The following is a 19,939-nucleotide window of genomic DNA, read 5'->3' as shown; positions in this document are numbered from 1 at the left end:
TCTGCTTTTGACTCAAACGATGCAAGTGGATTGCCAACAATGAGTTGCGAATGACGCCCTTGAACAGATGAATAATCCGCCCTATGGACGCCTAGCTTCCGCCTGAGCCGCGATCAGTGCTTCGCTGAGCAGATCGTGCTCGGATACATCCGCGGATCGGCTGGCGATCGCATGAGAAATGTTGCGGCAAACATCATCGGGAAGCTTCATCATGGTCATCTGATGATGAGGAGAATCGAATACCATCTCATCCATAAACATGCGAGCAAACCATAGATCTTGGTAGTCGACCAGACCACCACTCTCTCGGAATGTAAACCGAAAACCGCTGTGAGAAAGATGGATCCGAACGCGAGTTGCTTGCGGCCCCGGTTGGGCCCCCCTCTCGCTGCAAGCGTCGTCGTGCATCTGGCTGCGATCACGATGCACATGACCACACTCGCGATGCAAATGCATGTTTATCGCCTCTTCAAAGGCGCGGACCGTCCGCAGCTGATTTCTCAGGCCGCAAACATCCATTCGGGCTACATGCCGAAGCGTGTATTTGGCGAGGGAACCCGCAGCCATCGACGCCCGATCAAGTTCAAGGGACATATCGAACTCTTCAATCCTGCTGTGCATTGATGCGATCGCACGGCGAGCAATGTTGAGCTTCGCCAAATTGCGGCGGATAATTTTGGCGACATTGCGATAGCCGTCTCGCCAACAAACACAATCGACCGCACCGACCGTCAGCATGGCATTGGCCGCGACCGCATTGAGCGTTTCGGCAACCAATACGAGGACGGCATCGGGACTCGTGTTGACGATCTCCGCAATCAACGATCGCTGTCGCTCGCCGAGTCCGCGTACGTCGGCAACAAGTAAATCCCATTGATTCAATTGTCCGAAACCGGCCGACGCCATGGGGTCAAAGGCGCAGACAAGCATGACATCCGGCGCAAGTAAATCTCTTAGTGCGTCGAATCGTTTGATCCCCGAGGGACTCGAATCATCGAAATACAAGACTCGCGTCATTGGTAGCCCTACATCAATTGTCGGGTGAATGCTTGTTCTCTTGCGGCATGGGGGCCTCGAATCGTCGAGAGTCTTGACAACCTCCGTTACAGCCCCCCTCCCTAACATTGAATCTGGACAATGCACTAGCCAGTATTATTCGTTGGAGTGGTAGGCTTTAGCCGATTGCGTGCTGGATCCTTGCTGAATCGGCTAAAGCCTACCACTCCAACGTGCGCAGTCTGTTTTTTACTCAATCGGTATAAGCTGATTGTAAACAAAGGGTTACGGGGAATATGTTTGGACTGATGAATAACACGGGCTAGGTGGTTTTTGAAACGGACCGAGCGCTTAACCTGTTTTGCTGTCTGGCCATTTCCACGGCCTCCACTCGGTTGTCCACGTTCAGTTTCTCTAACAAATTATGAACATGATTCTTGACCGTAAACAGGGATACAGACAACTCCGAGGCGATTTGTTTGTTACTTTTCCGTTTCGAAAGTAGGTCTAGAACCTCTTGCTCCCGCACGGTCAATCGACAGCCTTTCGATTCGACCGGCTGCTCGGCCGTCTTGGATGCAAAGCGAGCGAGTTCTGCGAACATGGTCGCAACGATATCGGTAGAGCAATACGTTTGTCCGGCTAGCACATCTTGAATCGCGGCTTGCAAATCGTTCAGTGGAGAACGTTCCAACACGCAGCCATGAACGCCCGCGGCAATGCACTCGACTAACTGGTCGTGCTCATCTGGGACTAAAACGATCACTTTCGTGTTATCCTGCCGCTCCTTCACCGCGCGAACGATTTCTACAGCCAAGCTATCCGGAAGGTTCAAATCCAACAGGATTAGGTCGTTGGGATCACGCAGAAACTGGTCCACCTTGTCCGTCGTGCCGTGGTCAATCGACACCGCTTCGTAGTCAGCAAGACTGGACAAGAAATTGGAAAGGCAATCACGAAAAAGACAATTCCGATGAAATACCAATAAACGCCTTGGGCTGCTCATTCAAAAACCAAAAGACTAGTCTCGAAACCTTGCAACGCCGCCCGATTCACCCAAATAGCAATCGCTTCTACCGAAAACGCGAAGCCACCTAAAAATCAGAGCGGGTCAAAGATGACGAGTGATATGAGAACGGGGGCAATTATAACAACCTAGAGGACCATTAGCAGTGGGAAATGCGGCAAAATAGATAATTTGCGAGCTATCTGATCCCCCCCACTGTGTTGAGGTCGCCCAGGTTTCAAGTGCGTCAATTCTCAGCGATGCAGCATTTCACGCTGTTTGGTGAGGCCCGATGGGAATCTGCCTGCGGGGCAAGTTGGGGCGTCCTGGAAGATGCCGCTTCGCCCGAGATCCTTGCCCTCCTCTCTGAGCGATTTAATGGGCGTGGCGCCGGTGCTCGATTCAGACGCAGCAGTGAGTTGGAGCAGAGAAATGGACCTCGCTGGGTGACACGATTTCACTACGGCGAGGCCGTTAAACGAGATGGCCCAGGATTACGAGAGCGCACCCGGTGTCGACATCGTAATCCAACGCCGATTGGCATCGTTTTGCGGCGGCGATGCCGTTCATTGTAAAACCTCTTCGAGGTATGCGGCGTGACGTGGTCGCTGACCTAGGGTGCGATCTGCGGCTTCGCCGCGGCGCGACCTTAGGCTCTGGAATACAACGCCAGCGGGCGTAATAGCATTCCGCAAAGTCCAAGATCCATTTAGTCTATTAGCAAGCATCATTGTGACACGCAGATCGAGGCATCCCGCTCGGTGTTGGCAAGGCAGTTCCTCAAGTAATAAATCGAACGTCCCTTGCGGTAGTGTTCCCTACGAGAACGTCGTTTTATTTCGGAGCCGGCTCTTCGCGCCGTGGCTTTGCCGCGGGAGGGCACACCCTTGCGTTTTCCCACAAGTCGGCTACGACTGCTCTGCGACCTTTTCCCCGATTAATTCCTCCACAGCATCCTGAATCACCGCCAGTCGCTCACAGGCGGGATCCGTCGAGTGCGAGTTCATTGCTTGCGTCGCTACTTGGGATTGTTGCCAAATTGTTTGGAAGTGGTCGTGCGTTTCAACATCCCATCGGTGACCTTGAAGTACCCCCTCGGAATACGGCTTGCCGAATAGGTGCGTGTGAATCTCGCTGCCCCGGAGTTGCTCAAAGTCCATCAGCAGTGCCACGGCTGGGTTGCCTTGGGCGTAGGGGCACGCACGGACATCGCCAAAGATCTCAAAACCAAGATGGCGGATGTAGAATTTTGCGTGTTTCGGATGGGTGGCCGCAATCAGTCCGTTGCATCCACGATTTGCTGCCGCTTGAGCGATCAGTGTTGACAATTGCCGAAACATTTTCAGAAATCGGACTGGCGATTCGCGTTGGTCAGCCAAACATCCGACCTCAGCTAGCCGAAGTCCCTTATTTCGTAGCGAGTCAATTTCGCTCGCATAGATTGCTTCGGCCGGCAATCCAAGTTCGCCGTCTAAAATCAGCGTCGCGGTGGAAAGAGAAATCCCTTGCAGCTTGGCGAGCATCACTTCCGTGGTCGGCAGGAAATGATACGGCGTTAAACGCATTCCTGTTGGATTCTCCTTCGTCAATCCCGATCGCAGGTAGGACCGATAGGCCAACCGAAAGGCATCTTCGAGGTCGGCGGTCGTTCGAGCAATCGATAGCTCCACCGGTTCCACCGTACTGGTGGTGGAACGCTCCTGCGCACATAACGTGAACATGATATCAAAGGGGTTTGCGATTAGAATGCGAAAAGCGGCAAGACAAGTGGTCATGCCGTCAGAGAAACCCCCCGGTTTCTTTCTCTTTGCCAAACAGTAGGTCGCGTTCTTTTCGCCTGGCGGGCTGGCAACCCGATTCGTGTCATCGATTCATCCGAACACGGAATAATGTGCCGATTGTGCCGATTCAACGGATTGCAGGCTGTGACGGCTAGAGGCGGCGAGGCCGCAAAGTACGTTGGCCTTTCTAGGCGGACGGCCGGACATCCGATTCACCAAAAGGTGGGGAGATCGTGACGAATCGAGGCGGACGGTCAGGCTAGAAAGCCTGACGTACTTTAATGCTCGGTAACGGACGCCGTGGCTACGCAGCTCGGGTGGCTGCTTGGTCGGTGGCCATATAGGATTGGAAGTAAATCCGCTCTATTTGATTCATCGGATACGGCTGCAATTCGGCGTCATCGTAGACTCCGTCAAAATAGTACTTGCGCCAGCGTGCCCGGTATTGCGATTGATCATTGACGCTACCGAGGACCGGAATGCCCGGCTGGCCACCGACTTGGCGATACGGCGCCGATCCGCCAATCGGTTGGAATCCCATTGCATGTTGGTAGAACTTTGAGTGGCGTGGGTGGACGACCGCCAGCAGCGTCTGCAGTTTTCGTCGCCTCGCGAAATACATCATGATTCGAGTCAATTGCCCAAACATCTCCACGCTGGATCGCGCCCCGAGCGATTCAACACACAGCGAACAAACCTCGCCAAACGGAACTCCCTTTCGACGCAAGTTGGTGACGGCTTCGCCGAATGTCGACTCCATGGGAATCCCCCCGGAATTTCCATCACAAACCAAACTGACACTGCCGATGATTTGATCGCGGTGAGCCGCAGTCCGCTTGACCGCCACAAAAATCTGGGTTTCCGTCCAGAGATGGTAAGGCAGTACCCTCAGCGACTTTGCGTTCGCCGTCGCCAATCCGGCTTCCGCATAGCGGGCTTGCAGCAATTCAAAGGCGCCTCGAAAGTCCGCATGGGACCGCGCGGTGCGATACTCGACGCAATCACGATTTGTGGGGGCGTGTGCTAGGGATTGTCCAGGAAATGGCAAAACACGCCCCCCCTGGTCAGTCGTCGATTCCGATCCCGAAGATCGGAGATTGGTATTTCGATCCATCGAAATTCTCCGCGAAACCATGACCGGTTTGAAGTTTTGCTCCGTTTCGGTCATGTACAAAGCCTGACGAATCAGGCAAACTCGCTTCCATGCTGGTCGCCCTCAGGGTGAGGTCTGTGTCGCAGGAACGCGCCGTGTTGGTCAAGGTGGATTCTAGTGGTTTCACAAGGATCACCCGTCAGGTTTCTTATCGGGACAGGTGACTGGATTTCTTCATGGGGTTTCTTGGCTCGATTTCTTAGAGGGGAGGTTTTTGTTGCGTTATCAGCGGTAAATGCGGGCGAATTCCATCCTCGATTGTTTTTTTTCGTTGCCGATTAGCAAGGCTTTAACGAAGATGCAAAGGGTAGCGACTTTTCCTGATTTTCATTCAATTCTCTCGAGCCCGGCGATATGCCCCTACGCCTCGCAATCCAACTAGCAGCGGCCACGTCGGTGATGCTAGTGGTTGGCTGTCAGCGGGAGACGCAGCGCCATCCACCCAAATTGGCCGTTTTGCCCGTCACGGCGATCGCGGTGGAATATCGTTCTTCGTTTTCTTACCCGATCACGTATTACGGTCGCGTCGAACCGGCCCGTCGAGCAACGCTGTCGTTCGAACGTCCGGGCCGATTGGAAGAAGTACGGGTCAACGAAGGCCAACGAATCGCCGCCGGACAAGTCCTGGCTCTGTTGGACACTTCGTTGTTGGAAGCGGAAAAGAACGTGCTCTTGACGCAGCGGAAAACGGAACGCGCGTTGCTCGATCGGTTGCAGCGAGGCGAACGTGCGGAGGTGATTGAAGAGGCACGGGCGGAAGTCATGCGGTTGAACGTGGAATTGCGACGGGCGCTGACCAACAAGATACGCAACGAGAAAGTCTACGAAGAAAAGGCGATCGCACGAGCGGAGGTGGATCAGGCAACCTACACCTACCAAGCCGCCGAGTTTGCGTTGCAGCAGGCAGAGCATCGACTTGAGGCACTCGAATCGGGAAGTCGTGTGGAGGATGTGGGCGCCCAACAAAGCCGAGTCGATGCGATCGATGCACAGATGGAACTTATCGATGTGCAGCTAAAGAAAATGGTGCTGTTTGCTCCGTTTGACGCTTACTGCGTCAAACGGCATCAGGATGAAGGCGTTACCTTAACGGCAGGACAAAGCGTCTTGGAAATCAATGAGGCTAACCTGTATGAATGTCGGTTTTCGATTCCCTACTCATCGATCAAGTGCATTTCCAACGTCGAGAGTCTACGTATTGATGGGAAATCCTACTCCGTATCCAAACCACGCGGAATCGCTGAGATTGATCAAACGATGCGTACCGTCGACATCTTGTTTCCATTGCAGGTGGATGCCGCAGAACGGGTCTTGCCAGGCCAAGCCTGTACGATCGAGTTATCCAAAAGCGTCGAGTGCAAATGCATGTACGTGCCGCTTTCTGCGTTGACGGCAAGCATCCGTGGACTCTGGTCGTTCTACGGTTTGCAGCCCAACGAGGACCGCGAACAACCGGATAAGGTTCCTACCTACACGGTTGAAAAATTCGACGTCACGATCCTTCATTCCGATGGGGTCGGTGCGATGGTTTCCGCGACTCTTCCCCATGGGTCACTGATTATTGCGGAAGGTGTTCACAAGGTCGTGCCGGGAATGACCGTTCGCATTGTCGAAGGTGGATGATGCTGCGTTCTGCCTACCAAAATCCGCGACTGGTGATTCTGGCCGTGGCGTTGATCATCGTCAGTGGAGTTGCAGGATTTTACACTCGAGTTGCGAGAGAAGACCCAAAGTCTCAAGTTCGGTGGGGATATGTCACGACTCAGTTGCCGGGTGCGGAACCACTGGAGATCGAGTCGCTGATTTCCGAACCGATTGAACGGATGCTGCGTGAAGCGGGTACGGTGCGATCGATTGAGTCCTCGTCGCTGCGGGGGGTTTCCTTGGTGTTCATTCGGTTGACGGACGAGGTGACCGACGTGACTCAGTCGTGGTCAAAAATCCAAGACAAGTTGTCGGAGGTTGCCGGTCAGTTGCCGGCTCGAGCCACGGTCCCGGTGTTGGTCGACGAACGGCGCTGGGGTTCGCATACCCGCGTTGTCGCATTGTACGAAAAAGAAAACACGGCGGTTCCCGCTGGTTTGCTGGCACGCTGGGCCAAGGAATTAGACAACCGTTTAAGTTTCGTGCTGGGAACCCGGTTTACCGAAACGTTTGGGATTCCCAGCGAGGAAATCGCAGTCGAAATCGACGAGCAGACGATTGCCGCAATGGGGATCACCATCCAAGAGATCGCGAGTCGGATACGTGCTCGAGATTCCGAGGGGCTTGATGCGTTGTCCCAGTCATCGGGACATACGATGCCGGTCAGTTTGGCGGGTGACGTCGATAGCCTGGATCATTTGCGATCGCTGGTCTTGCGAGGCGACCCGTCCGACCGACGACTGCTGCTCGGTGATGTCGCCACGATCAGCCGCAGCGAGCGTCAGCCCCGTGATCAAACCGCCATTGTCCAGGGCCGACGCGCCGCGGTGGTGGCCACGCGAATGGATGATTCCTACGGGATCGACGCGTGGACCGATCGGCAACAACAAGTCCTGGATGATTTTCAATCGTCGATACCCGAGGGGTTGGAAATAGCCATTCTGTTTGACCAGAAGCGATATACGGACGAGCGAGCCGGGAATCTGTACCAAAGTCTGGGGATGGGAATGGCCCTCGTGATTGTTGTGGTTTGTATGATGATGGGATGGAGGGCAGCCATTCCCATTTGCACTGCACTGCCGCTGACGCTTTGCATGGTGTTCTTTTTGATGATTCCGTTTGGCATTTCGTTGCACCAAATGTCGATAGCGGGGTTGATCCTGGCGCTCGGAATGCTGATCGATAACCCGATCATTGTCGTCGACGAAATCCAAAGGCGATTGGATGCGGGGGACGAGGCTTTTGAGGCGTTGCGTCATAGCATTCGCCGACTGACCAAACCCCTGCTGGGGGCCAACGTGACGACGATCCTGGGCTTCTGTCCGATTCTACTCATCGGTGGTCCCACTGGCGAATTCATGGAACAACTGGGGTGGGCGGTGATTGCATGCTTGATCGGATCGCTGGTGTTGTCATTGACTTTGATTCCAGTACTGGCTGCATGGTGTTTACGTCCAAGCTCAACAGCGGCCGAACTCGATGTACCGTATTTCGATATCCATCGCTCAAAACCTAACCTGCTCGCACGAGCGTATGCAAAGTTTTTGCAAATCATTCTGCGGTTTCCACTGCTTGCGATCGGTTTGACCTTGATCGTGCCGGCATGCGGTTTCCATGTTGCCCGTACGTTGCCGGAGCAATTTTTCCCTGTCGCCGAGCGGGATCATTTCCATTTTTCCGTGCGACTTCCCACCGATGCATCGATTAGCGAAACCGAACAGGCAGCGATGTTGGCGCGGCGGGTCGTGATCAGGCATCCCGAGGTCGAAGACGTCGCGATGTTCGTTGGGAAGAGCGCACCCAAACTGCACTACAGCATGGTTGCATTAGAGGACAACCGGCCCAACTTTGCTCAAGGCTTGGTGCAATTATCTACGCCGACCGCAGCAGTCGACTTGATCCGGCAAATCCAGACCGAGCTTGACAACCAACTGCCACAAGCCCAGTGCATTGTGACGCTGATTGAACAGGGTCCGCCTGCACCAGCACCGATCGAGTTTCGTCTTTATGGCCCGTCTCTGGAAAAATTGGCCGAACTTGGCGACCAAACGCAAGCGTTGTTGATGCAGGTTCCCGGGGTGATTCACACTCGCACCTCGCTCGATCCAGGGGGACCGGTATTTGATTTGGACATCGAGCAAAGCGAAGCCGAGAGATCGGGGTTGATGGACGAATTCATTTCGCGGCAATTACGAGACCGCCTCGACGGAGTGATCGCGGCCAAGATGAGTGAGGAGATCGAAGAAATTCCGATTCGAGTCCGTCTGAAAAATAGCCAAGCGACCAATCCAGCGCGGGTTCTGTCGATGCCGTTGGTGACGCCAGGAAATCTTCCGCAAGTCGTCCCGCTTAGCAGTTTAGCGCATTGGAGAGTGAAACCGCAAATCTTCAGCATTTTTCGCCGCAATTCATCGCGCTGCAACATCGTGTCCGCGTACGTCGAAGCCGGCAGGCTGCCGATCGCGATCGAGCAGGATTTCAAGGCACAGATCCAGGCCAAGGGATTCGCTTTGCCTCGAGGCTATCGTTACGACTTCGGCGGTATTAGTTCCGAGCGTGATTCCGCGGTTGGGAACCTAGCGGCTTTCTCGGCCGTCGTTGCGGTCTTGGCTGTCGCCGTCCTGGTCTTGACGTTCGGATCGTTTCGCTTAGCCCTAATCATCATGGGCGTTACCGTGCTGGCTGTCGGACTCGGGCTCGGCAGTCTGTGGCTCTTTGGCTACCCAATTGGAATCATCTCTCTGATCGGAATGGCGGGAATGGTCGGATTGGCGGTCAACGATTCCATCGTCGTCCTGAGTGAATGCCAAATCGGTGAACAGCAATCTCAGCCGATTGAGCGCAGTGTCTACGCCTCGACTCGTCATGTCTTCACCACTTCGGTGACCACCGTCGCCGGAGTCCTTCCGTTGATTTTGCGAGGAGGCGTGTTTTGGCCGCCGATGATGATTGTGATCGCGGGTGGCGTGGTCGGCGCGACGGCGATCGCGCTTTGCTTTACCCCCGCCTGCTTCGAATTGATCAAACCTCGAAATCGACCGGTTACGGGCTGAGCGAGTCCTTCGTGACTGGTCCGCCGCCGAGCAATACGCATTCTGGTCTAAGTGCTGCTCCGGAACCAGCGTCGCTGGCTATCTTTGGCTTCGCTGCTTTTGGCATGGCCGGTGCCAGTCTTCGTCGCCGACGAAAGTAACGTTGCTGAAGTGTCTGTTCGAATGGACTTTGAAAAGAGAAAACGCGGTCGTGACCAAAACGACCGCGTTTTTGTTTAGGGATCGATCGGGAAATCGGTGTCGCACAAGAGCGAAGGCGAATTAGACATGGCGTTCTTGGCCGGGATCGGCGACCTGAACCAATTCGACAACCGTCGCCAGGTTGCCGTGTTTTAAGGCTACGTCCCTCGAAACCTGCATCCGTTATCGCCGCGTTTGATCTTATCTTGCCCGAATTAGAGTACGTCAGGCTTTCTAGCCTGAAAGTCAGCCTAGAAAGGCTAACGTACGATGCGGCTCTGCCGCCCTACCTTGCAAGCCCATGCAGTTGGCCCTGACCCAATAGAATCACGGCGACTCGACCCGCGGCTTTTACCGTCCAACTCTGCAGGACACTTTCCCACTTCGTGGATGCCATCGAGAACAAGCTGACGTTGCTGTGCGAGCGACCCGAGCAGTCGGCATGCGAACACGCGAAGCAAATGCCGCATCGTTTCGTCGACGTTGAGTACACCATCGCGAGCCGTCTTTTACGCCGCGTTCCTGCGACGACGACTGAACGCCAAACCAGCCGCTCCGATGCCAAAGATTGCAATCGAGGCGGGTTCCGGTGTCGGCGTGCCGAAAGGTAACGGTGGCGTGACTTCGAAGGGAGTTGAGTTTTCGACGACGTCGTTACCGCACGTCATTCCCCAGTGATACGCTAACATCCCATCTTGCGACAAACCAAACAGCGAGGCGATGTCGGCTGACTCCAAGTAAATCGTTAGTGTCTTGTTCGTCGTATCACGAGACCAACCGCCGGTGTAACTTAACGGATTATAAGACGTGTTCCCGCCCCAACTTTCATCGACTCGCACTTCTTGGCCATTTCGGAAAATTGAGCCACTGCCAAAGAAATCATCGGAAGCGAGGACTGCATCGGCGTAGTTCGACGTATCGATCCCGTAAAGCGTGACACCTCCGCCATTGGATGTGAGAGTATCGTTCAGCTGAACGGCATTCTGCCATTGCGTGCCACTCGCCATCGTGTCCGATTTTCCATACCATCCGTCGGAAAGCCCGGCATCGCCTGACAAAAACGGAGCGTAATCCTGAAATCCGAAGAACAGATCACCGTATTGGGCGGTCAGCGCACTCGGGGTTAACACAAAGTTGGTATGGATCGTCCATTCCAATCGGTTGCCAGAGAGCGCCACGCTCGACCCTTGGATGTCAAAACGTTGGTCGCCAATGGAGTCATCCGGGACGCTAAATTGGCCATGATCGGTACCGCCAATGTATCGATCCTCGATATAGCCGCTATCTGCAATCACGCCCGCGAAAACGGGGCTCGTGAGTGTCACGGCCCAACAGGCAAGCACAGCATTGAAGTTCTTCATCATGTTGTTTCTCATTGATGTCGTTAATTCTGACCGTCAGTTTGCACTACACGTGTGAGTGGGGGCGCAAGCGTCGGTCCCCCCAATTGCTTCCATGACTAGAACGCGTCGTTAAACCCCATATGACCCATTTAAATCCCCCATTTTTTCAAAACAACCCTAAAACCATGGTTTTAACCCCCGCGTCAGGGTGTGGTGTATTGTGTGCAGCATAGAAATCAATCCTTCGTTGAAAACCCCTGCGACTTATTGTGGGTGTCAGGTATCTTGGTGGTACAGATGACATACAGCATGAAACGACAATGAATATTCCTATGTACACTATTTTGGCTTGTGATCCGTGAATCAGGTTGAACGACTCGATTGGGTATCGGATGGTTCCAGGATGGAGTTGGGGATCACAAGCGAAACCGCTGCACTTCCGCGGCTCAACGGTCACCGGGCTGCCTGGGTCGAGAGTGTTTCGAAAGGCCTTGGTCACCAGGTGTTCTTCCTTCGTGCGTGCTCTGGCGACGAGACAACGGGGTTATTGCCGTTGGTATTGGTTACCGGGCCAATCTTTGGACGTTTTCTTGTCAGCCTTCCTTATCTCAATACGGGAGGAGTATGGGCACAGGACCGGGAGGTCGCGGGTCAATTGGTCGATTCGGCATGTGACTTGGCGGATCAGTTGGATGTGAAATACCTGGAGCTTCGACATGAATGCCCGGTCGACCATCCGCGATTGAATTATCAACGTACCGATAAGGTTCATATGCGACTTGAATTGCCTGAGTCGGCAGAGGCGTTGATGAAGTCGTTCAAGTCGAAGCTACGCAGCCAAATCAAAAAAACGGGCGAGTACGGTTTGGCCGTTCGGTTTGGTGGTGCGGAGTTGTTGGATGATTTCTACACGGTGTTCGCTCATAACATGCGTGACCTCGGTACGCCCGTTTTTTCTCGCACTCTATTTTCGAGCATTCTTCAGCAGTTCAAGAGCGATGCGGAGTTGTGTCTCGTTCGCAAGGGAACGCGTCCAATTGCGTGTGGATTGCTGGTTCACGTTGGCGGAGTGACAGAAGTCCCCAGCGCCAGTAGTTTGCGAGAATTCAATCGGACGGGTGCGAATATGTTGATGTACGTGAATCTTCTTGAACGTGCGATTCAGCGAGGAAGTCAAATCTTTGATTTTGGCCGTAGTAGTGAAGAGAGCGGGACTTACAAATTCAAGGCACAATGGGGCGCCCAGCCGTATCCAGCCGTTTGGCAGTATTACGTTCGCAAGGGATCACCTGACGAAATGCGTCCCGATGCGTCGGGCAAGCAGCGGATGGTAAAAGTATGGCAGCGCTTACCGGTTTGGCTGACCAAGATCATGGGGCCACCGATCGTCCGCGGGATTCCGTAGGGCGGCGAGGGACTATCCCGGATGATTCGTTGGAGTGGTAGGCTTTAGCCGATTGCGTGCTGGATCCTTGTTGAATCGGCTAAAGCCTACCACTCCAACGTGCGCAGTCTGTTTTATTCTCAAACTCGGATCGCGATTTTTTTCTGGAGCCTCAGCCGACTGCCTGCCGATACATGAGAAGTGCGTTTATAGGAGATCAATGGACTTTTCCGATCCGTTAGAGTGAGCGGACCTTATGCTTTGGAATATCGCTCTTCGAACGCTACTTTGCGACCGCGGAAAACTGCTGGCGGGCTTGATCGGTGTCATTTTTTCGGTGGTGTTGGTCAATATTCAAGGTGGACTCTTTATTGGCTTAATGAGCAAGGCTAGCCTTTTGGTGGATCGAAGTGGTGCCGATATTTGGGTCGGTCATCGCGGAATGCACAATGTTGATTTTCCTCATCATATTCCCGAGCGTTGGATCCATCGAGTTCGCAGTGTTCCAGGGGTCGAGTCCGCCGAACCACTTCGCATTTACTTTTCTGAAATTGCTCTGCCAGATGGCAATTTCGAGGGTGTCATGGTCGTGGGTGTCACAGAAGGTTCTGAACTTGGGCGGGCCTATGAAATTGTCGATGGCCCGGCCGATGCACTTTCCTACGCCGATGGGGTGATTGTCGATCAATGCGATGATGACAAGCTCTTCGATCCAACGATTGGAGAGATTCGCGAAATTGGTGGGCGACGTGCGAGGATCTCAGGTAAGTCCCATGGTGTGCTCAGTTTCTTGGTCACACCCTACATCTTCACGCATTACGACCGTGCGGTCGACTTTGCGGCTGCTGATCCCACGATGACCTCCTATTTTCTCGTTCGTGTGAAGCCGGGAGCTGATCGCGATCAAGTGTGTGCAGCGATCAAGAGTCGACTCGATGATGTGACCGCAGTGCCAGCGGAAGATTACGCTGCAACGAGCATCAATTTTTGGATGACTCGCACCGGCATCGGGCTCAGTTTTGGCGCTGCGACCTGCTTGGGGCTTCTTGTGGGGCTGGTCATGGTCGCACAAACGCTTTATGCGATGGTTCTCGATCGGATTAGCGAGTTCGCGACGCTCAAAGCAATCGGTTCGACCGAGCGTGAGATTGTGTTGCTATTGGGGGCTCAGTCGACGGTGGTTGCTGTCGTCGGTATCAGTATCGGTATCGTCTTGTCCTACGTGATCCAAGCGATCTTCAGCTCGCCTCGTGCAGCGATTACGATTCCATTGGAGCTCTATCTCGCCAGTGCCGTCTTGGTCTTTGTGATCTGCTTGGCAGCCTCAGCCCTTCCGTACTTGCGTGTTCGCCGCGTCGATCCGCATTCCGTTTTACAGGGTTGATACGAATGACTCACGATGTTTCACTCGGCAATATTTCACTCGGCAATGCTGCTGACCCGTATCCGCTTGGCTCAAGCGATGGGGTCTTCCCAGAACTGCAAACAGGGGAGAGCGCCCATCCAGTAAGCGCAAAGCAGCCAACCCGGAAATCGGTTGCTGCTGAAACGAAAATTGTCTTGTCTGCGACCCAGGTGCGGAAGTCCTACAACATTGGCGGCGAGAAACGCTGGGTACTCAACGGAGTCGATTTTCAGGCCGCTTCGGGCGAATGCGTTTTTCTATCGGGACCCTCCGGAAGCGGCAAGAGCACTCTCCTTTCTATTTTGGGGTGCTTGCTCGAAGCCGACTCGGGCAAGGTCACCATTGCCGATCGCCGGGTCGATACTTTGAGTGTTGCAGAACGAACATCGGTGCGGCGGGATAACGTTGGATTTGTGTTTCAGCGATTTCAATTGATTCGTGGTTTGTCCGCCGAAGACAACGTGGCCGTGCCTCTCACGCTGCAAGGAGCGACTCTTGCGGATGCCCGCGTGCAAGCGGGTGACTTGCTCGGGCGTGTTGGTTTAGAGACCCACCGCAAACACCTACCGACCGCGATGAGTCCGGGCCAGTGTCAACGAGTGGCATTGGCCCGGGCCGTGATTACGTCGCCTAAACTACTGTTAGCCGATGAGCCGACCGCTGCCCTCGATGGCAAGTCAGGAATAGAGGTTATGGAACTGCTAAGGGAGCTGGTCGGAGTGACGGGTTCGGCAACGATCGTGGTGACTCACGATCCCCGTATCTCAAAATACGCTGATCGGATTTGCGAGATCGAAAACGGACGATTCAAGTGAGAACGATTTTCACCGCTATTGCGACGATTGTTATCTTCGGAAGTGCGCTGGCTGTTCACGAGCACCGGCGGCAGTCGTTGGGCATTGGTACCCAGCCCTTGGATGGCGTACCCATTCAGGCCCTCGTAACGCAAAGGACCATTCGTGCCGCCGGGCGAATCGAGGGACGAACCGACTCGATCGAGATTCGCGCTCGTCTTGCCGAACAGATTGATGATATTTTTGTTGCAAGAGGTCAATGGGTATCCGCTGGCGATGTGCTACTTGCACTCGATGCAGCTCGTTTTATCAAGGAATGCGACTTGGCGCAAGCTTTGCTTTCTGAGGCCAACGCAAAAAAGGAGCGACTCGAGAACGGTTATCGAGCCAGCGAGATTGAAACGGCACGGCAAGAGTACAATGCAACGATGGCGAGGTTAGCAGGTTCCGAAAAAGCCTACGCTCGTGCAATCAAGCTACATGAACAAGGTGCGGGCAGCCAACAGGTGCTCGACGATCTCTACTCGCAACTGACCTCGTTTCGCGCAACATCCGCAGCCGCCAAGGGACGACTCGAAATGCTTGAACTGCCTGCGAGAGCTGAAGATCTGATGGCGACTCGTGCTGCGGTGGGAGCTGCAGAGGCAAGGTATGCAATCGCCAAAATCAATCTTGATCGTACAAGAATCGTGGCCCCCATTGATGGCCAGATCTTAGCAATTGAAGCCGAAGTCGGCGAGCTAACCGGCCCCGACGCTGCCGACGCACTGATTGTCATGTCCGATACGAAACGGCTCAAGGCAGTCGCTGAAGTCGATGAGTTTGACGCCATGAACGTTAGGCTTGGCCAAGTCTGTCAAGTCATCTGCGACGCTTCGGATCGCGTGATTGCGACGGGAAAAGTCGTCGAGGTGGAGCCGCAGATGAATCCTAAGCGGATGTACGGTCAGTGGGCCGGTGAGCGTACGGACACGTACAACCGCCGAATCTGGGTTGATTTACAGCAGGGAACGGATTTGCCCGTCGGCTTACCGGTCGATGTCTTTATCCAAGCTGATTAGAATACGGATCAGGCGCCCTCGTGTTTTTTTGTTTTACCGCGTGGGCATCGCCTCGCGTGCCAGGAAAAAACGCATACCAATAGGCATGTGGTTCAACGATGTGCTTACGAGAGACGTGTGGCGGGCCTTCAGTCGTCTTCAACGCGCCCTTTGTCGTTACTCAAACACACGCCCCCTATTGCGTTCATGAGCAAACCCAAACTCGCACCAAACTTTTCACGGCGGCGAAGCCGCTGGCGACGGCGTTTCTTCATTGTGATTGGCGTCTGGCTGTTGTCGACATTTCTACTCTCGTTTCATAGCATTCGCGGATTGGTTGCCTATCCTCTGTTGGTTCATGACCCTGATGCAACGGGCGATGCCGCGTATGTGATGGCAGACGGGTACGCCTATTGGGAGCGTCTTCATGCTGCCTCGGATCTATTCCATATGGGGAAAGTACCGCGGCTGATTCTCTTAGATGAGAGCGAGCCAGCCGGGTACAACTTTGTGCAGCAGCGTTTGGAAACTCGACTGCAGCGAGCTATCGCCTATTTGGAGTGGCTTGGAGTTCCCGCCGAAAAGGTCTCGACCGTTTCAGCGAAGAACTCGATGTTTGGGTCACTGAGCGAAGCACGGGCCGTTGCAGAGCAAGAATCGAGCCTGAAGAGCATCGTGGTGGTTACCTCTGCTCCGCATACGCGGCGAAGCCGACTTTGTTTTCAACGAGCGTTTTCTCCTCAGATTGATGTGCAGGTCTATTCGGCCTCCGTAGCAAGCGAGGGTGCAGAAATCGATGCACCGATTTGGATCGAGTACGCCAAGTTGTTTGTTTACTTTGTCGGCACGTGACGGGTGGCCCGGTTTGTCCATGACCGATGTAGGCCGGAACAAGTAAATGCTTGTTGTGCCGGAACTTCGGTCGCAAATTGCTCGTCCTCTCAACTCGCACACTGCGCACGACAAAGAAGGCATTTACGCCGCTCCGGCAGCGTGTGCGACCTTGTTGCCAGCCTACATGATTGCTCCGGGCTAGCAATGGATTCGACTTCGCACCAAGCCGCTGTCTTTCAGTAGCGACTGTAGACTGCATCCGATGTAGGCACCCAGGATTATCGCGGCGAGAAACAAACGGGGTTGATAGACGACGAGGTAGCCGAGTAGCTGATTCAACCCTCGCCCGATGATTCCGAGAAGACTGCCAGATTCAGGCATCAAGCTTACCCGGGGAACTGCTGCCTGTGGGTTGAATCGCCCAAAATCGCCATCCGCCAGGATCCCACAGGCTTCCTTGAGTGACACGCTTGAGTCGTCTCGGCTGGCCGGTGCATCGACGTTTTGAACGCGAAGTTCGTTCAGTGACACGGACGTTCGCTGCGTCGCACTCGCGAGCGATGGTTTGATCCATTGCTTCGTTGCAGCACGATAGCGGAGCTGTCCGCCAATCCACGTCGCCACAATGATGACGGCACTGCAAATCACTAACGCCGTTGGCGAGCGAAAGCGAAGCCACCCAAATCGGATCGCGAAGGTAACGGCTGCGGTCGCTAATGCCAATGGTGCGGTTTGAAAGAGAACTTGGATGAGTAAGTCCTCGCCGCCGAGAAGCGAAAGCACAAGCGACTTGGTGTAGATCCAAAACGCCTCAAACGCACCGACAGGACCCTGCAGCAACAATGCCACGGCCACCAGAACCACAAGACTGTTCGGTATTCGATGCAGGGCAAGGTGTCGTGATGGGGCGGGTTGAGAATCAGCCATTCTCACTTCGTAGCGTTTTCGGCGATTCGATGCAAGATAAACTGGAGAGGCTGCCCGTCCTTTCGATGCGAAACTTGGTCAGGTCACCCGATGCTGGGGTCTGCTTTCCGTCGTAGCCGTTTGTCCACAAGGACATGGGTATGGTGAGCTCTGGCCCGGGTCGAGTTTAGGAGTCGTTGCAAGCGAGTCCCGATCGGGACCGTTTTTTGTGCGGGGCTGGCGTAATCGGGAGGATTTTGTGCAACGTTTTTTCCCTCCCGGCGTTTATAACAACAATGACAGCCGCAGCGAATAAGAAGCTGACAATGAAAACCATGAACCTGCAAAATAGCGACGCCGACCAGGACCAGGATCAGGACACTTTGATTAAGGAGGCATGCAGTGATAGTGCAGCTTTTGCCCAGCTGTATAGGCTGCACTACGACAACGTCTTTCGCTATTGCGCCCGCAGGTTGTTCAACCGTCACACCGCAGAAGATGTAACATCGATCGTCTTTTTCAAGGCGATGAGAATGCTCTCTTCTTTTAAGGGAAATTCAAGAGATTTTCGAAATTGGCTGTATCGCATCGCTACCAACGCTGTCAACGATCATTTGAGAACAGCAAAAAGACGGGCAGATGCAATCCGCGATATTGCTCTGACACACGGCGGTGATCATACGCTCGACGCCGAATCGACTTGCGAACTTCAAGAGGAGCTTCTCCCTGTCAAGCAGGCGCTGTTAACGCTAAAGCCAAAGCAACAAAGTGTTATAACGTTACGTTTTTTTGAAAAGCTGAAACTAAACGAAATTGCCGAAATCCTGGGCCAAAACCCAGCTACGACCCGCAGCCAGCTTTCGCGAGCACTCAGTAGTCTGAGAAAACAACTGAGAGCTACTGCTGATCAACATGGTGAGGTGTAAAGATGAATGACAACACGAAAGATATCGAGCAGGTATTGCAGGACATCACATTTGACGATGCGATTGACTTGGCACACAAAGACCTACTCCAACAAAAACTGCTTCTCAATTTCAATGCAAGTCAAACTCGGCTTGCCAACGCAGGGAGATTTACCATGAGCTCAAAAATCGTTAGGTTCGCAGCAGCAGCGGTCATTCTGATTGGGGTGTTTGCGAGTTTGTTGTTATTGGATGGGACGTCCAGCACAATCTGGGCTCAGGTCCGAGATCAGGTTGCCGCCGCTAAAGCGGTCGTCTACAAGGCTAAAGTCGAGACGACTGAAAATGGACAACCGGTACAGTTCCAGATCGAGGCGACACTCGCCGACGAACACGGCACGCGACTGGATACCTATTTGGGAAAGCAGTTGCTGGGGCGATCTTTTACGCTTGCAGATAAGAGGTCACATATCTCTATCTTTCCTGCTCAAAAGAAGTATATCGAAGTGGAGCTTACGGAGGAAAAACGCATCGAGAACGGAGATCCAAAGCTCATCGTAGAAGCCTTCTTGCGGGGTGACTACAAGAAACTAGGCCGTCGCGAGATCAACGGTCTCACCGTCGAGGGCATTCAATCCAATGATGTCTCTGCCACAGCTGGCTTTCCCGGTGGCCGAGGACTGATGGAGGCAGTAGGCAAGACCTCTGCTAAAGTCACCGGCAGTTTGTGGGTTGATGTTGCGACCAGTTGGCCCGTCGAAATAACCCTCGAGATCACTGACAAGAATGGCAACGAGCAGATGACGATCGTTGTCAGTGATTTCCAGTGGGATGTGGAGATCGATCCCGCAACATTCGCCTCGGTCATCCCTGAGGGTTACGAGCTTATGTACAAGGTGAATGCAGAGCATCTCGAAGATGGAAACCAGCTTGTTGACGGTTTGAAGTACTTTGCAGGAATCAACGATGGAAAGTATCCCGCAACGCTTTCGATAAGAGGTGTTGTTGTTGAGATCGGCAGCATCTACGGGGCCAAGTCAGGCGACCCATCCTTTCAAATAGATGACGCCCAGGTCTCGACTCTCAAATACGGTGCACAGTTTTTTGAATCGCTCGAGGCAGACGGTAAAGACCCCGTCTATCATGGCCCCGCAGTCAGCGCTGCCGATTCCGATAAGGTTCTACTGCGATGGAAGTTTGACGACAGCCAGTACCGCGTCATCTTCGGCGACCTGAGAATCGAAGATGTTACCGCAACACGGTTGCAAGAGTTAGAAGCAAAGTGATTCACATTGTATCACCATGACTTCTTCGAAGGCCGATCCCAGGCAAGGGGTCGGCCTTTTTCTGTTTGCCCCGCAAACTCCCCGTGCTAACCCTGTTTCGAAAAATATCTCAGAGCATCGTGCTTCAGCATCAGAAGGCTCTTTCCTTGGCACTCATGGCCTTATTGGAGGAACGGAGATCGCCCTTTTCCTCCAGAAAGATCAATCGCGATCCGTGATGGCATCGCGT

16 protein-coding genes are annotated in these 19,939 nt (G+C 53.8%); 10 read left to right on the top strand and 6 right to left on the bottom strand.

The annotated features are described in order from the left end of the window. Window positions 1–81: 81 nt before the first annotated feature. From Poly41_RS12180 to Poly41_RS12165, 4 genes are all read right to left on the bottom strand, one after another. Window positions 82–1,017 (bottom strand): hypothetical protein, encoded by a 936-nt coding sequence (locus Poly41_RS12180; RefSeq protein WP_146526427.1) that lies wholly within the window; start codon window positions 1,015–1,017, stop codon window positions 82–84. Window positions 1,018–1,318: 301 nt separating this feature from the next. Further along, window positions 1,319–2,002: a response regulator transcription factor gene (locus Poly41_RS12175; RefSeq protein ID WP_146526426.1), complete on the bottom strand. Its 684-nt coding sequence runs from the start codon at window positions 2,000–2,002 to the stop codon at window positions 1,319–1,321. A 908-nt stretch (window positions 2,003–2,910) separates the two neighbouring features. After that, on the bottom strand, window positions 2,911–3,723 hold the full coding sequence (locus Poly41_RS12170; RefSeq protein ID WP_146526425.1) for an N-acyl amino acid synthase FeeM domain-containing protein: 813 nt from the start codon (window positions 3,721–3,723) through the stop codon (window positions 2,911–2,913). 364 nt (window positions 3,724–4,087) lie between these two features. Beyond that, window positions 4,088–4,897, bottom strand: coding sequence for an N-acyl amino acid synthase FeeM domain-containing protein (locus Poly41_RS12165; protein WP_146526424.1), 810 nt, complete (start codon window positions 4,895–4,897; stop codon window positions 4,088–4,090). Window positions 4,898–5,290: 393 nt separating this feature from the next. Between Poly41_RS12165 and Poly41_RS12160 the strand changes: the two genes are divergently transcribed. From Poly41_RS12160 to Poly41_RS35665, 3 genes are read left to right on the top strand one after another with little or no spacing between them, the layout of a single operon-like run. Continuing rightward, window positions 5,291–6,559 carry an HlyD family secretion protein gene (locus Poly41_RS12160; protein WP_146526423.1) on the top strand — a complete coding sequence of 423 codons (1,269 nt, stop codon included), beginning with the start codon at window positions 5,291–5,293 and terminating at the stop codon, window positions 6,557–6,559. Continuing rightward, on the top strand, window positions 6,556–9,633 hold the full coding sequence (locus tag Poly41_RS12155) for an efflux RND transporter permease subunit (RefSeq protein ID WP_146526422.1): 3,078 nt from the start codon (window positions 6,556–6,558) through the stop codon (window positions 9,631–9,633). The genes Poly41_RS12160 and Poly41_RS12155 overlap by 4 nt, the downstream gene beginning before the upstream one ends. Before the next feature lie 11 nt (window positions 9,634–9,644). After that, window positions 9,645–9,773, top strand: coding sequence for a PEP-CTERM sorting domain-containing protein (locus tag Poly41_RS35665; RefSeq protein ID WP_197231252.1), 129 nt, complete (start codon window positions 9,645–9,647; stop codon window positions 9,771–9,773). Window positions 9,774–10,322: 549 nt separating this feature from the next. On the opposite strand, the gene Poly41_RS12145 is transcribed toward Poly41_RS35665, so the two are convergent. Further along, window positions 10,323–11,177, bottom strand: coding sequence for a PEP-CTERM sorting domain-containing protein (locus Poly41_RS12145; RefSeq protein WP_197231251.1), 855 nt, complete (start codon window positions 11,175–11,177; stop codon window positions 10,323–10,325). Window positions 11,178–11,514: 337 nt separating this feature from the next. Between Poly41_RS12145 and Poly41_RS12140 the strand changes: the two genes are divergently transcribed. The 5 genes from Poly41_RS12140 to Poly41_RS12120 all read left to right on the top strand — a co-directional run bounded on the left by Poly41_RS12140 (window position 11,515) and on the right by Poly41_RS12120 (window position 16,631). After that, entirely contained in the window at window positions 11,515–12,561 is a 1,047-nt protein-coding gene (locus Poly41_RS12140; protein WP_231615615.1) for a FemAB family XrtA/PEP-CTERM system-associated protein, read from the top strand. A gap of 235 nt (window positions 12,562–12,796) precedes the next feature. Continuing rightward, window positions 12,797–13,924, top strand: coding sequence for an ABC transporter permease (locus Poly41_RS12135; RefSeq protein WP_146526419.1), 1,128 nt, complete (start codon window positions 12,797–12,799; stop codon window positions 13,922–13,924). Window positions 13,925–13,929: 5 nt separating this feature from the next. Then, the gene (locus tag Poly41_RS12130; protein ID WP_146526418.1) at window positions 13,930–14,760 is read left to right on the top strand and encodes an ABC transporter ATP-binding protein; all 831 of its coding nucleotides are present in this window, start codon (window positions 13,930–13,932) and stop codon (window positions 14,758–14,760) included. Continuing rightward, the gene (locus tag Poly41_RS12125) at window positions 14,757–15,800 is read left to right on the top strand and encodes an HlyD family secretion protein (RefSeq protein WP_197231250.1); all 1,044 of its coding nucleotides are present in this window, start codon (window positions 14,757–14,759) and stop codon (window positions 15,798–15,800) included. The genes Poly41_RS12130 and Poly41_RS12125 overlap by 4 nt, the downstream gene beginning before the upstream one ends. Before the next feature lie 186 nt (window positions 15,801–15,986). Next, window positions 15,987–16,631 carry a YdcF family protein gene (locus Poly41_RS12120; RefSeq protein WP_146526416.1) on the top strand — a complete coding sequence of 215 codons (645 nt, stop codon included), beginning with the start codon at window positions 15,987–15,989 and terminating at the stop codon, window positions 16,629–16,631. Between the two features lie 180 nt (window positions 16,632–16,811). Here Poly41_RS12120 and Poly41_RS12115 read toward each other — a convergent pair whose 3' ends face one another. Next, window positions 16,812–17,540, bottom strand: coding sequence for a hypothetical protein (locus Poly41_RS12115; protein WP_146526415.1), 729 nt, complete (start codon window positions 17,538–17,540; stop codon window positions 16,812–16,814). 305 nt (window positions 17,541–17,845) lie between these two features. Between Poly41_RS12115 and Poly41_RS12110 the strand changes: the two genes are divergently transcribed. Continuing rightward, window positions 17,846–18,445 (top strand): RNA polymerase sigma factor, encoded by a 600-nt coding sequence (locus Poly41_RS12110; RefSeq protein WP_197231249.1) that lies wholly within the window; start codon window positions 17,846–17,848, stop codon window positions 18,443–18,445. A gap of 2 nt (window positions 18,446–18,447) precedes the next feature. Beyond that, window positions 18,448–19,710: a LolA family protein gene (locus Poly41_RS12105; protein WP_146526413.1), complete on the top strand. Its 1,263-nt coding sequence runs from the start codon at window positions 18,448–18,450 to the stop codon at window positions 19,708–19,710. Window positions 19,711–19,939: the final 229 nt, after the last annotated feature.

It is taken from the genome of Novipirellula artificiosorum, from assembly GCF_007860135.1.
Lineage (GTDB): Bacteria > Planctomycetota > Planctomycetia > Pirellulales > Pirellulaceae > Novipirellula_A > Novipirellula_A artificiosorum.
Note: the sequence above shows the minus strand (reverse complement) of the source record. Positions and strands in the feature narration are given on the sequence as shown.